A 14895-nucleotide genomic window follows, 5' to 3' on the forward strand; every position below is an offset into this window, starting at 1 on the left:
CAACCTATCATGAATTAGAACGAACAAGTCACGATACGTTTTGCAAATCAAGAAATTACCGCTACCCGCACAACAAAGTTATCTCCGTATGGGTAGCCTGTTGCATAGAAACATAACAAACCGGACGCCGCATCATGCGTGAAAGCCAACTCTTCATCGTTATCGAGCCACCGCACGCCGGAAACATGGCCGGTAACGTTCGTAAACACTCTAGGTCCGGTTCCACCAACCGCGGTTGTCACGTTCGCATGGCCGTCAATCGTTAAATCATGCACAAACAGATATGCGGTTCCCTCATCCGTTTCCAGCGCGAAGTCATGTCCTTGGCCTTTAATCGGGCTCGGTTTCCCTTCATAAATGAGATTGCCATGCATCTCAATCCAATCTCCGATGACCTCAAGCGTAGCTTCCTGCAGCTTCGATATTCTCCCACCGGCCTGAGGACCGACATTGAGCAAGTAATTCGCGCCTACCTTGCGGCAGGCAAGCAGATTCGCGATGAGCTCGCCCGTTGATTTATTAGAGAAATCATGGCGTCCGAAGCCCCAATGCCCGTTAATGGTTTGGCACATCTCGGCGGAAACGTACTTGCTCATCCCTTCGCGGTTCATCGGTTCAGGTCGTCCCTGCTCGAAGGTCACGCTGTCTACCTCATGATGCCCAATCTCTCCGCGAAGATCCAATCCGGTATTGTTGATAATCATCGCTTCCGGCTGTAAGCGGCGGATCGTTCCGTATAATTCATCGAGCTTCCAATCGGCATCCGGCTTACTCCAATTCCCGTCAAACCAGAAGCCGCCGATCGGTCCGTAATGCGTACACAGTACCTCAACGGATGAGCGCAAGTATTCTAGGTAGCTGTCGAAATCGTCTTTAAAGCTCGGCTGGTACCAATCCAAAGTGGTATGGTAGAAGAATGGCGTAATGCCCTCTTCCCTGCAGCCCTGAACAAATTCGGCAATCAGATCCCTCCTGGCTGCGCTGTGCGGTGCATCATAATCCGATAATCCGCGCGTGTCATACAGCGAGAATCCGTCATGGTGTCTTGTAGTCAAGACGATATAATTCATGCCGGCCCGCTTGGCTGTCTTCGCTATATGCCGTGCATCGAAATCGCTGGCGGTAAACGTATCTTTCAATGCAGCGTACTCTTCCATCGGAATTTTCCGCAGATGCTGCACCCATTCTCCCTGACCGAGCTGGGAATAAAGCCCCCAATGAATAAACATACCGAAAGCCTGCTTCTCGAACTTCGCCACGCGCGGTGACGGAATCGGCATTGCCATAATCGGATACATCTCCTCTGGTTCTATTGATTAATAAGTATGAGCAGCTTTCCTTTTCCCGGCTCCACTTGCAAATCGGTTAGTCCTGCTCTATCATCCATCTCCTGAAGCTGTGGAATAGCTGGAATGGTCAACTTCATACGATTCGGATCCCAACCTAGCCGGTCCCATGAAACAGCAAGAGAAATCTTCACCATTTCCTTCGCCCAGCTCGCAACTGCAATAAGCAATCGATCTTCTTTGCGGTACACGGTCGCCAGTACTTCATCAGATCCCGTGCGAACGGGGTTATCCTGATGCCAATAACCGAGCATACTAGCTTGCTCCATGCCAAATTCATCCCACAGCTGCCAGAGGAACTCAGGCGTATGGCCATGCCAGCCCAGACGATTGGTCATGCCATAGACCATACCTCTCCACGGATTACCGCCGTCTTGCAGCATATCCCCCATCAGCCCGAATGGTATGCCGCTAATCTCGATCAGCCAGTAATCTGCGCTTTCTTTGTCATATTCGAAAGCCTCGCCAATCCACAGACTATCGATATACGGCAGCAGCTCCATGTACATATTCAAATTGTTGCAATAACCAGCCAAATCATTCATATGATTCCAAGTGTGAAAATCAATGGTCGCGTTCGACTTAGCCCGATCTAGAAGTTTGCGGGCTCTTCTTATCGTTGTGCGATCGTAGGCAACGTCATCGATATAAATACCGTCTATGCCGGCATGAACGATCAACCACTGTAAGCCTTCAAGATAATAGTTAACCATTCGCGAGGTTCCGTCGGAAATAATCGCTGCGTCTATTTCACCGGCATACTTGGGCGTTATAAGCGTCTGCTTCCATGCCGGAATGACATCATCGCCAAGATGCTGTCGAACCCATGCGGCTGCATCGCCTTGCCAGAGAATACTTTCGGCTGAACCGTTCGGGGCTGGAAATAGTTCTTCGCCCAAACTGCGGAGTGCCTTCATCTCTTTCATCCGATCCGTCATCTCGCGAACCGTATAGTACACATTTACGCGAATATCCCTCTCGTGAGCATCGCTGATAAACCCCGCAAGCGCTTCGGTTTCAAAGAAAGGATAGTTAATGTACGGGTGCAGATCTGTCCCGTGATGGATGTTAATGACGTTCGCGCCGCTGGCAACAGCTTCGTCTTGCAGGGCAGAGATAACGGCTGTTTCAGGCGGTCTATGGTAGAAGCGGCGGTTCCAATGCTCTTCTATGGCAATGGATTTAAGCGGTGTAATCAAGAGCTCGAAGTCAAAATATAACTCTTGCCCTGCTTCTACGACGCGCTCCCCTGAGTAAGCATTCAAGATTACGGCGTCTCCCGCGCTATGAACCCTTGCTCCTCCTTTCCCCTCATTCCCCCAGCTCACGGGAATTTGCAGTGGACGATGGCGATAGTAAATGTTGACGAACGGTTTCACGTAATCCCGGTCTTTCAACAAGCAGCGGAGTCCCGCATTCACGTCACCGATCCAGATGGAATCCTGGTTTAGCGCCGCATCCCACTTCCATTCGATTGTCTCCGGCCTAGTTCCTCCTTTGCGCCCCATCCCCATCGAATAACGGGCCACATCAGCCGAATAAGGCACTTCTAGTCGGATATCATCGACAGCTCCGGCTGTTTTGGCTTTCAGCGTTATGCGGCACTGCAGCATACCGTCGAATTCGAGTGCTCCCGCCATGTTCATTTCGAAGCGATCGTTCTCGCTGTCGGCCTGCCATTCTATGCGGCTGTCCGATTGGCTGACAAACTTGCAGCCGCCGTTCTCCCACACAAGCTCTTGTCCATGGACAGAGACAGCGAGCTTCATCGGAGATGCAAGCACCTCCCGCCCGTGCTCCAAAACTTCCGTAACGGAAGGAGAGAAATAGCTTACGATCGAAGCTGGCATCCCTTGATTGTTTAAGGTTATTTTCCTTCCTAGCAAGGACACGGTTTGCCCTTCTACGCTTACAGGGACAAACGGAGCTGCAACCTCGTCATCCAATGCGATCCGAGAGTTCAAATGGCGCAGACGAGAAAGCCTCCATAACTCTCCATCTCCACCATTCTCAATCGGCAGCCCCGATACGTGAAGAGAAACCTGAATTCGCTTCTCTTCAGATCCGGCGCTAATCGCCCATTCGCCGGTATAAATGCCAGCAGCAGCCTGTACAGAAATCCTCACGCCGACCCACAAGGATTGAACCGCACCTTCGGCCACAGCTACCTTCTTATGAAAGGGCCGTCCTACGTAATCGGTTCCTTCCGCAAGAAAACAAGTCATGGCTTCGGCCTTTATTGCATCCTGCCTCTCTGAAATCAAATCGCCGAAGCGGACTTCGACATCGTCCAATTGTGCTCCTGTCGCAGCTACAACCAACTGCAGCGGGTAAAATTCTCCCGGACGCGCCTCTACCGTAAAGGGTCCCTGCACAGATGCGGAGCTGCTTACCCATTGCTCCGGAACATCGTCCCAAGTCAGTATAGGATGTTCCCGCTCTGCAGCGAACAGCACAAATCTCGAATCCGAGTACGTCTCTATCAATTTTCGCAACTTATCATTCCTAGCGGCCATCGTCACTTCTCACACCTCCGAGTTAACACGTGCTTGATTCACCATAACTTTATACTTCTCAATCATCGTCCGCGATACCTCAACAGGGTTTCCTGTAGGCTTGCACGCAAACTCATTACCGGATCGATTCATCCATTCGATCTCCCACCGACGAATCTCTTGATCGAATTTCGCCTCATCGAAGCTCTCTGGCTGATATAAGGCCTCTTCCAAGCTTGCGGCAAATCGCTTCCAGCGCTCCAAGTAAAACCCCGCCAGCATACCAGACCACTGCTTATGCGCGTAATCATCGAACATCACTTCAGGCCACCAGGTTGAAATCTGCGTCCGCGCGTTGAATTCGTAAAGCGCCTTCTCCTTGTCTGTATAGCCCCATGCGGCAGCTTGAGCAAGCCAAGGACCGGTTAAGAAATATCGGTTCGTCCCTGCCAGCTTATCAAGATCCGTAATCAGCTCCTGCATGTTTGCTCCTTGTTCATAGAAGGCGCTGCGATCCCTTGCCTTAAAGGCTTCCATCCATCGCATGTAGATGTGGTATGACTGATGCGACATCACTTCTCGCCCTACATTAATCAAGTCGTATTGGTAGTTCTCAGATGCACCAAGTGCATCCCCACAGGTTACCATCAGCTCCCAAGCGGCAAATAGTACGTCCATGTTGTAGAACGGAACAATCGACCCGTTGCATACGCGATCTAGCTCAAGCTTCGGACGCGCGCATAGTAGCGCTTCAGGATTCGCATTCTCCGAATAAACCGATTGCCGAAGAAGCTTCCAAGCTTCCACGGCTGTATCTGATTGCGCGCCGTATCTGCGTCGGACATACTGCGCTGTCCATTCATCCATATCGGGCGCTTCTGTGCGCCATACCATTTCGCTCACCAGATCGTAGAAGACCGGATTTTCTTCGATCGCTTCAGGGGCGAATCCGATCCCGCGCATTTGCCCCTTCTCTGCCGACCGCTGTGCCTCCGCGATGCTTCCGGCCATGCCATTCAGATCCCCATGCATACCGTTGCGGCCGCCGAAATTATGCAGCATGCACCAAATCCATGGCTTGCCGTAGAAAGCATCGGTTTTCTTCCATCTCGGCTGTTTCTCCGCATATAAATCCAGCAGAAAGACACGCTGATCCGGCAGCGCGTTTACAATTGGCTCCGACATCGACCAGCTCTGCATCACCCAAATTGCGTCAGCATCGTTAGCGGTCATCGTATCGCAAACCTTCATTGCTGCTTGTGCCATATAAGCCGGCGAGGAATCCGGCGAGCTTCCTTCATGGAATAAATCCATAGCGTAGAAATGGTTCGTCCCATAGAGCTTCTCCTGCTCTTCATAGAACACCTGTGCAATTTCTGCGAATGCGGGATCGCTTGGATCCAAGAAGTGAATGCCCGGCATGCCAAACCAAGCGTCAAGCTGCGTAATGTTCGCCTCCGGATAGAGACTTCGAAGAGCTGCCGGGACATGTCCATAGAAACCGGCCAGAACCGGTGTCATCCCAAGCTCGCGCTGGCGCTTAAGGATTTGCAGTTGCAGCTTCTGCTGACCTTCGATCCAGCTCTGCGGAAGCGGTCCCGCCATACCGTCCACATTCCCCATGTAATGCCATGCCAAGTAAGCCGGGCCCGGCAAATAGTCCAGCATTTGTTCCGTCGATAAACCAAGTCTTCGACCTACATTCATCCACACGGCTTCTTGGCCTGTCATCGCAAGCGGCATATTGATGCCGTGAAGCGCCATCCAATCGATTTCCCGCTCCCAACGCTCCCAAGTCCACCAGGTCATACTGTAGTTGAACGTACAGAAATTCAAGTGATAGCGGTAGGCGTACGGCGTTGACTGTCTGATCAGCGCCTCTACTCGCGGCAGCCGTTCAGGCAGCGCCAATTGATCGCCGGACCAAGAAACATGGCAATGGCACGCATATTTTAAATACCAGTGAAGCGCGGAGCCGATGCTTGTTCCGCTCGATCCACGGAGTCTGACTTTCCCATCCATGCTTTCAATTTCAAATACATCTGACCCGTTCTCTTGCGCGATCTCTTCGATATCAAACTGATCGGCATGCTTTGGCAGCAACCTAGCTACTAATTCATGAACTGCGGGAATGAAAACTGACATATGATCCTCCTTATTGTCCTATCCGATAGGGAATGAAAGAAAATGCGGATAATGATGGCTTCTCAGCACATGACTATCCGCATTGAACTCTTGACCAACCAATTATTTCATTTCATCAAATTTCTGCTGTGCTTCCTCCATGACTTGCGTGCCGCCCGCTGCATTCCATTCCTCGACGAATTTGTCGAATTCGTTAATTGGACGCTTGCCGGTAATAAAGTCAATAAAGTTCTGGATCGTCAATTGTTTCAACGGTTCTACAAATTCGTTGTACACCGGCTTCTGCAGCGGCTGCAGAATATCGTACTTGCCAGTACCCTTGCTCTCCGCTTCTTGGCGAATAGGCATTAACGCTTTTTTCGTCATGAAAGGCGCTTGCATGTCGTAATCGTTGAATGATCTTGGGATCGAGTAATAAGGACCTACGCCGAACTTAATCTGTTCGTCTTCTTTGTCGTAAGGTGCTAGGAATTCATAGGAACCGTCTGCCGTAACTTGGAACGTCTTGCCTTTCTCCCCGTAGTTTGTTTTCTCCCACGTATCGATGTTCGAAATCGTATCATCGAATACTTGCAAGTATTTGATCAGCTTCGGTTGGTCTTTCTCTAATTGCTTGCCGAATTGGATACCGGGTGCGTTGAACGGATTGTCCTGCGTCATGCCAAATGTTCCATCCGGTCCTTTAGGGCCTCCGGTAATGGACCAGTTCGCATCCGGATTCGTTTCGCGAATCTTCTCATAGTAGAGACCTTCGTAGAACGCATCCTTCGGAATGAATGCCCACCATGCATTCTCAACCGCTCCGACCTTCTGGGAAACCACTTTATCGTCTACGTTGCTGGATTTATTGACGATAAACTCCGGATCGATCAGATCTTTCTTGTACCAGCTGTTGAGTACTGTAAGGGCATCCTTCGCTTTCGGACTGATCTCTCCGCGTACGACTTTGCCATTCTCTTCGACAAAGGCTCCCGGGTAAACGCCAAACGCACCAAATACGGAGGAGAAGATCGACGAAATCGATTCAGCCGTGCCTGTAATGCCATAAGTATCCTTCTTGCCATTGCCGTCCGGATCATCATTGCGGAATTTCGTCAAAGCCGCTTCCATTTCATCCAACGTTTCAGGCGTCTTCGTTATGCCCACTTTATTCAGCCAATCCTCGCGGAATCCAAGCACTTTGTATTTGGAACCAAGCGTCCACATATCCTGCATGGAGTAGATCTTCCCATTGCGGCGGACATAGCGGAACGGATCGCCTTCACCGGCATTTTTCTTCAGCCAAGCGACATAGTGCGGTGCATAATCATTGAGTAGCTCTTCGGGAATTTCCGCACCTACGCCTTGATCGACGAATTTGTCGTAATCCTCCCACCAGTTCATTTTCCACCAATCCGGCACTTCGCCGGAAGCCAGCATGAGCTGCAGCTTTTCTTTGTACGCCTCGCCCGTTGTCGTATAGAAATCGGCATCGATATTGAATTTCTCGCGAAGCGTATTCATGGCAAATCCATTCAGATTGTTCTTATCCGCATAGAAGGACCAGAACATCAATTTCATTTTCTCATCGGATGTTGTTGTCGAAGCATTCGTTGAATCATTGTTGGTTGTATTCGTGGCCGCTCCTGCCGATGTGTTCGTTTCTTCATTCGCTCCTGAAGATGTATTGTTGGCATTGCTGCCGCAGCCTGCCAGCATCGAAACGGAGAATGCCGCACAGAAAACAGCTGTCATCATACGTTTTTGTTTCTTGTTCATATTTAGACCGCCCTTTCATGATTTTGTCATCTATAGGAAGGCTGAAGGGGGATCCGCCCTTAGCCTTTTATAGCACCGATCATAATTCCTTTTGCAAAGTACTTCTGAACGAACGGATACACAATCAACATCGGAATGATCGAGAACATAATCATCGTCGCTTGCAGCTGGCGACCGGTAAACGAGGTTTTATTCTGCATTTTGAGCAATAGCGCATTGAGGTCGGTCACATTGTTCTCTACGATAATTCGTCTGAGAATGACCTGCAGCACCTGCTTATTCGGATCAGAGATGTAGATCATGCCGTCGAACCATGCATTCCAGTGTGCGACGCCTACCCACAGCGCAACCGTCGCAAGCACCGGCGTAGATAGTGGAAGAATAATGGTGCTGAAGATGCGGAAATGGCCTGCACCGTCAACCTTCGCAGATTCCTCCAAGCTCTCTGGAATCGACCGGAAGAAGTTTCTCATGATCAGAACGTTGAATGCACTTACCGTGCCCGGCAGAATAAGCGCCCACATGGTGTCGTACAAGCCCAGCTTCTTAATGAGCAAATAATTCGGAATTAAACCGCCGCCAAACAGCATGGTGAACAAGATGATTAATGTAAACAGCTGATTGTAGGGAAGCCCCTTCTTCGATAAGGGGTAGGCTGTAAGCGATGTGACCGTGATACTAATGATGACCGCACTGACTGTCCGGAGAATGGTATTCCCGTAGCCGATCCACAGCATCTTGTATTCTAAAGCCAGCTTGTAGCTCTCGAATGTGAATTTGGAGGGAATCAATAGAAACCCTGTGGAATAAGCCGCCGAACCGGCTTCAAACGATAGAACGACTTGGCTCCAGAACGGATATAGCGTAACGAGCATGAGGATAGACATCATCACGTACAAAGAGACATTGAACACTTGATCGCCGAAGGATCCCCGCTTTTTGGATAGTTTTACCATAACGTGTGCTCCTTGCCCCCAATCATCTTCACGATCCAGTTCACACTCACGATGAGGATAAGCGCCACAACGGATTTGAACAGTCCGACTGCCGTAGAGTAGCTGTAGTTCATATCAATTAATCCTTTGCGATAGACGAATGTATCAATAATGTCGGCAACTCCGTATACCTTCGCGTTGTACATGTTAAAGATTTGGTCAAAGCCTGCATCCAGGATGCCCGCCATCGATAAGATGAGAAGAATCGAAATGACCGGGATCAGCATCGGAATCGTGATGTAGATCATTCTCTTCAATCTGCCTGCTCCGTCCATGATGGCAGCTTCATAGAGCTGCGGATCGATACCCGAGATGGCCGCGAAATAAATGATAGAGCCCCATCCGAAGCCTTGGAATATGGAGGTGATCACTAGGATAGTACGGAAATACGAGACATCTGCCATGAAGAGTACCGGATCCATGCCCAGCAGCTTCATAATCAAATTGACCGGACCATCCAGGGAGAAAATCATAATGAAAATCCCCGATAATACGACCCAGGAGATAAAATGCGGCAAATACGAGATGGTTTGTACGATCTTCTTGAATCTGGCACTTCGAATTTCATTGACTAATAATGCGAATACGATCGGCACGGGGAAACCAAACACCAATTTATACACGCTGATGATCAATGTATTTTTGAGAACCTTGTAGAAGTTCGCATCCGATAGAGCCTTATCAAAATGTTTAAACCCGACCCATGGGCTGTTCAGAATCCCTTCGAGCATTTTAAAATCTTTAAAGGCCAGAATTACGCCATACATGGGTAAGTAATGAAAGATTAAGAAATACAGCATCCCCGGAATCATCATAATCAATAAACCGCCGTATCCTTTAAACCTGCTCGCACGTTTAGTTCTCTTCACTGTTTCTATGGCTTCCGGCCTTGTGACCGCTGCTACAGTATCGTTCACTACCTGCCTCCTCTCCGCTCTCATGAAGCGCTTTCATTTCGATGTACTAACTATATCATCTGCGTGGAAAACGGTAATTTTCAAATATCTTTGAAATGCTTCACTTTTTTTGGAGAACTTCACTTTCCGAAAATAAAAAAGCCTGCTCTCCATAGAGAACAGGCTTCTTCAAACTAAGCTAACAATTCGGGTGCCTCGCTTCGATACATGGGAATCGTAACCATCATCGTTGTGCCTTGTCCTTCTGTGCTTTCGATCGACAATCCATATTCTGCTCCGAAGAACATCTTTAACCGGTCATTCACATTTCGCAGCCCATAGCCGCCGGACTGAATGGAAAACACCTGCTCCCTCTTCTCTTCCGACATTCCCTGGCCATTATCGGTTACCGTCAATACAATAATCCCATTCCCCAGTCTTGCACCAACCTGCAGCAGCCCACCATCGCTCGATTTTCTCTTGTTCAAGCCATGCATAATGGCATTCTCCGCGAGCGGCTGCAGGATCAAATTGATCATCTCGAAGGCATGCACTTCTTCATCAATGTCATATTGAACATCGAACCGATTGTTGTACATCACTTGTAAGATTTCGATGTACGACTTGATATTGGTGATTTCGTCGCGAATGGAGATGAGCTTATCGCCTTTATTCAGTGCTGTTCGGTAGAACGTAGAGAGCGTTGTCACCATATGGCTGATCTCGTGCGATTTGCTTCGAATCGCCTTCCAATTGATAAACGAGAGCGTGTTATATAAGAAATGCGGATTCATCTGGTACTGCAGCGCCTTTAATTCCGCTTCCTTCTGAATTAGCTTATTATTATAAGCCTCCTGAATGAGCTCCCGGATTTGGCGCAGCATAAGGCCAAACCGGCTCGTCAGCTCTCCGATTTCGTCGCCGTAGTTATTCTTCACCACGACCTCTAAATCTCCCATCTCCACACGCTTCATCAATCCATTGAGGATGAGAATTCGCTTAATCATCGTATTCGAGAACATATAAATGATAAACAAGAGCAGGATTAAACAAACAAGAATGACAATTAGTGTCGCGTTAAGAATAGAGTTGGCTTTCTTCGTCACGGCCTCCACCGGTACGAATACGTGCAGAACCCACTCCATTTGCGGGATTTTCTTCTTGATCATGATCATCTTCATGCCGTCGATGTCCACAATTTCCCCGGATTGTTTGAGGATCGACGCCGTGCTTATTTCCTTATCCGAGATGGAATGATAGTCGTAGAATAGTACGTTTTCCTTGGCGTCCGTAAGCAATACGCCAAAGTCGTTCGTTAAATCTTTCAAATTGTCTTGCAGATCCTGGCTGGCCACCTTCATGTACACGACACTGTCCTGAGTATGATTGGCGAATTGGTTGAATCTGGAGACGACGTACAAGCTCTTACCCTCCAGCTGCCACAGGGGCTTCGACTGCTCCATTACCTTCGGATACCAAGCCTTATCTTTGACCCTCTCAATCGAGCTGATGTAGTTGCCATACTCCGGAATCTTATTTCCGGAATAAATCGTAATCTGCTCAATCTCCTTGTTCAGCGCCATAATCATATTGATGTACGGGTTAAAGTAGTTGATTAAATCGGATCGGAGATTGGATAATTCATAATACTTGTTCTCCAGAATCTTCTGAATGACATTGTTGAACATGATATGGTTGACCATCATATTGTAGCGATCAAATTTATAGTTGATGCTGTCTGCGATGGTGCTTACGTTCTTGTTGATGCTTTCCATCGATTGGTCATTGAGCAGCGAACGGCTTTGATGGTAAGAATAGAACCCTAATATCGAGATCGGTATTAAGATCACGATCAGGTACGACATAAACAGTTTTTGCTTAAACCTCAATTTATTGAATGAGCGGTATATATAGTTGCTCATGAGCCTAACCTCTCTCTAAATTGGGATGGCGTTACGCCATAATAGTTTTTAAACAACGTGCAGAAATAAGGGAAATTCGGGTATCCTACTTGTTGGCTGATTTCAATCATCTTCCGGTTCGTATCCTTAATCAGGTCACTCGCTACCTCGAGACGATGCTCGGTCACGTATTTGATAATGCTGACCCCTTTATGTTTTTTAAATAGATGACTCAGGTAACTCGGATTCAAAAACACGCGCTCCGCTAAATCTTCAAGCGCAATATCGGTGTGATACTCTTGTTCGATAATGCCTATCACATTCTCGATGACCTTCCGTACGTTGTCTACAGGAGGGACATGCTGCTGCTCCTGTTGATCGATAAAGGAGTCTACGATTGCTTTCAATTCATTGAGTTGCGGCGTCCGATAAATTTGCTCCAGCTTCTCTTGGAACTCGGCAATCGATTTCTTCGTGCCCAGATCATAAATCTTCTTCATAATCTCCGAACAAATGTATTTCACGTAGACGGCTGAGAAATGCCCGCCTGACTGCATCGCCTCAATAAATTGTTCGAATTTCATCCGAAGCGCGGTAAACTCCTGCCGGCCGATATGACCAGTCATATCTTCGAGCATCTGGTCGGAGAACTCAATAATGGTATCCCGTTCAATCGACGCATGACTTGTAAATTGGATGCTGCCCGGCGCCAGAAAAAACTTGTTTTCCAATATGGATTCCATCTGGTTATATTCGCTGCGGAGCTGTTCGAAGCCATCAACTGCACCGCTGAATATGATGAAAACATCCTGCTTAAACCGAGCTTTAATATGGTTTCTGATTTGCTGTCCGATCTCAAGTAGATGATTCTTCGATTCATCTGCGGGCATGATCGCCGAAATAAAAACCAAGCATTGAAATTCATTCAGCTGCACGACATCATAAGCCGGCGGCAGGAACTCTGCCAGGCTTCTCTCAAAATCTTCCGTATCAGGCAAGTCAAAGACTCGAGTATTCGAGTCGATTAGAATCAATCGCAGCTGACTGCTTCCATCCAGCTTAATGAGCGATAAGTCTCCAACTTCGGCAGAGTCAGATCTAAGCAAATTCGAAATCAACCGTTGTCTTTCATAACGCATGCCATTGGACTGAACCTCCAGAATACGCTCTTGATGCTCCGACAGCCTGCGCTCTTCCTCGCAGAGCTGCATCACTTTCGATATCTCTTTCAGAAAACCGCTGATCTGCACCGGTTTAAGAATGTACTTATTCGCTTTAAGATCAATGGCCTTCTGCGCATATTCAAACTCCCCATAAGCGCTTAGAAAGATCACTTTAATCGGCAGGTTCAACTCGCGGATTTTCTCCGCCAGCTGCAGCCCGTCCATTTCATGCATCCTAATGTCGGTAAGCAAGATGTCTATAGGATTCTCTGTTAGGAACGCCAGCGCTTGCTCCCCGCTCTTCGCTTCGTAAACTTCCAGATCCAGTCCATATTCTTCAATAAGAAATTTAACGCCATCTCGCTCAAATTGATCGTCATCTACAATCATCATGCGAAGCATATGTTTGACCGCCTTTGCTTGAAGGTGAGAGCTTGCGAACTTTCATATCTGAAAATACGACAATACTTGCCGTTTACCTCTATTCTAGATTGGAAAACATTCTATCGCTTACAAACCAAAGTAACAGCTTCCAGGTATGACCGGAAGCTGTTACTTTGGTATCGATTATTCGGTTTCAATCGAAGCGGCCGGCAGCATGATGGCAAATACCGTCCCCGCTGCGCTCGTCTCCGCCACTTCCATTCGTCCGCCATGATCTTGGACAATCTTATGCGATATGGACAAACCAAGCCCCGTCCCGTGGGCTTTTGTCGTATAGAATGGTTCAAACAGCTTTGCTCTTGTATCTGCGGACATCCCTTTTCCCGTGTCGGACAATTCGATGAATACGCCGTTGTCTCTTCCGTAAATCTTAACGCCGATCTTCCCGATATCGTCCATCGCGTCAATTGCGTTTTTGAACAAATTAACGAGTACCTGCACGATTTTATCTTTGTCTATCAACACATATAAGGGAGGTTCGGGATAATCGACACTGAGGTCATGCCCCTCTCTCTCGATTTCCGTTCCCATGATGGATAGCGCCCTTTCCATACAGGAGCGGATCGATTCGGTTTTCATTTGGGAGAGATTGGGTTTGGAGAATTGCAGAAACTCCGATGTCAGCTCGCTAACCCTCGTGATTTCATCCATAATCATCGGGTGGTATTTATCGATATCCTTATAGCCGTGCTGATAAGCCAGCTGCAGAAACCCTTTTATCGTTGTCAGAGGGTTACGAATTTCGTGGGCCATTCCCGCCGCCAGCTCGCCAATCACCTTTAACTTGTCCGAACGGAAAAAGTGTTCATCTCTTTTCAACCAAGCCTCTTTCTTCTGAAGAAACAGCTGATCTTCTACATCCTCTATCGTTTCGTTCGTCGAACGTCCATTCGAAAAAGCATACGCGTAAATGATATCTAAGTGGGTTGAATGTTCGATTATCGTTTCGATTACATGCTTCACGTAATCTTCAGCTGCTTGTCGATTGGCAAACTCCATCGCGATTGCGAATTCACTCCCGCCGTAACGGGATACGCACGAAGCACCGAAATGTACGGTTAACTGCCCCGCAATATCCTTCAGCCCATTGTTGGCTTTCTCAAACCCGTGCTGGATGTTGACGACTCTCAAATCCTGACAGTTCATAATGATTAAGCAATATTCGCCGTTCTCTTTCATTCGGTTTAATGCATTGCGAAATTCATGGTAATTAAGCAGCCCGGTAAGAACATCCCTTCGCAATAGCTCATCGTTCTTTTTCTGCAGCTCCTCTTTTTCCTTTTGTTTGCTTTTTATGATCCAAACCATGGCCACGAGCACTAATGAGCTTGCAATGTCAGATAACGTAACTAACACGGAGTAATCATTGATTTCCGAATACGTGTAGCGTACCAGACTATATAAGCCCATCAACAGAAGCGCATGGAAGTAACTCCTTTTCATATTTTCACTGCGTGTTAGAAGTCGGATGAGTTCGATCACATAGAGAGTCAAGCACCAATTCAGCTCGCTCAACCAATGAAAAACAATTAAGCATGCCAATTGGATGTAGATTTGCTTCGTAGAATTCCGCATGAGATTAATGGATAGGAACACGGCAATACCCGCAGCAATCATGAACAGGGGGTAGTCCGTCCGCTCTAAATAGATGGATGAAAACGAAATAATGCCGAGTAGAACAGGAAGCAATATCTTAAACAGAATGCTGTTCGCCATATTCATGTCACCCTTGCGCCCGTTGTTAATTTTTCC

Annotated in this window: 9 protein-coding genes; all 9 read right to left on the bottom strand. The window is 47.9% G+C overall.

All coding sequences use genetic code 11. The features are described 5' to 3' along the window. Positions 1-47: 47 nt before the first annotated feature. Positions 48-1286, bottom strand: coding sequence for an alpha-L-fucosidase (locus AC6ESO_RS27375; protein ID WP_497094168.1), 1239 nt, complete (start codon positions 1284-1286; stop codon positions 48-50). A gap of 23 nt (positions 1287-1309) precedes the next feature. Then, a complete protein-coding gene (locus tag AC6ESO_RS27380) occupies positions 1310-3841 on the bottom strand; it encodes a hypothetical protein (RefSeq protein ID WP_497094169.1) in 2532 nt (843 codons plus the stop codon). A gap of 30 nt (positions 3842-3871) precedes the next feature. Then, the gene (locus AC6ESO_RS27385) at positions 3872-5986 is read right to left on the bottom strand and encodes an alpha-N-acetylglucosaminidase (protein WP_497094170.1); all 2115 of its coding nucleotides are present in this window, start codon (positions 5984-5986) and stop codon (positions 3872-3874) included. Positions 5987-6088: 102 nt separating this feature from the next. Then, positions 6089-7744 carry a type 2 periplasmic-binding domain-containing protein gene (locus tag AC6ESO_RS27390; protein WP_497094171.1) on the bottom strand — a complete coding sequence of 552 codons (1656 nt, stop codon included), beginning with the start codon at positions 7742-7744 and terminating at the stop codon, positions 6089-6091. A 59-nt stretch (positions 7745-7803) separates the two neighbouring features. After that, positions 7804-8700, bottom strand: a complete 897-nt coding sequence (locus tag AC6ESO_RS27395; RefSeq protein WP_497094172.1) for a carbohydrate ABC transporter permease — start codon at positions 8698-8700, stop codon at positions 7804-7806. Beyond that, a complete protein-coding gene (locus tag AC6ESO_RS27400; RefSeq protein ID WP_497094173.1) occupies positions 8694-9656 on the bottom strand; it encodes an ABC transporter permease in 963 nt (320 codons plus the stop codon). The genes AC6ESO_RS27395 and AC6ESO_RS27400 overlap by 7 nt, the downstream gene beginning before the upstream one ends. A gap of 173 nt (positions 9657-9829) precedes the next feature. Continuing rightward, positions 9830-11557 (bottom strand): sensor histidine kinase, encoded by a 1728-nt coding sequence (locus AC6ESO_RS27405; RefSeq protein WP_497094174.1) that lies wholly within the window; start codon positions 11555-11557, stop codon positions 9830-9832. Then, entirely contained in the window at positions 11554-13101 is a 1548-nt protein-coding gene (locus AC6ESO_RS27410) for a response regulator (protein ID WP_497094175.1), read from the bottom strand. Before AC6ESO_RS27410 ends, AC6ESO_RS27405 begins: the two co-directional genes overlap by 4 nt. A gap of 165 nt (positions 13102-13266) precedes the next feature. After that, positions 13267-14859, bottom strand: a complete 1593-nt coding sequence (locus AC6ESO_RS27415) for an ATP-binding protein (RefSeq protein ID WP_497094176.1) — start codon at positions 14857-14859, stop codon at positions 13267-13269. Between the last annotated feature and the right edge of the window lie 36 nt (positions 14860-14895).

The organism is Paenibacillus rhizoryzae (assembly GCF_059686995.1).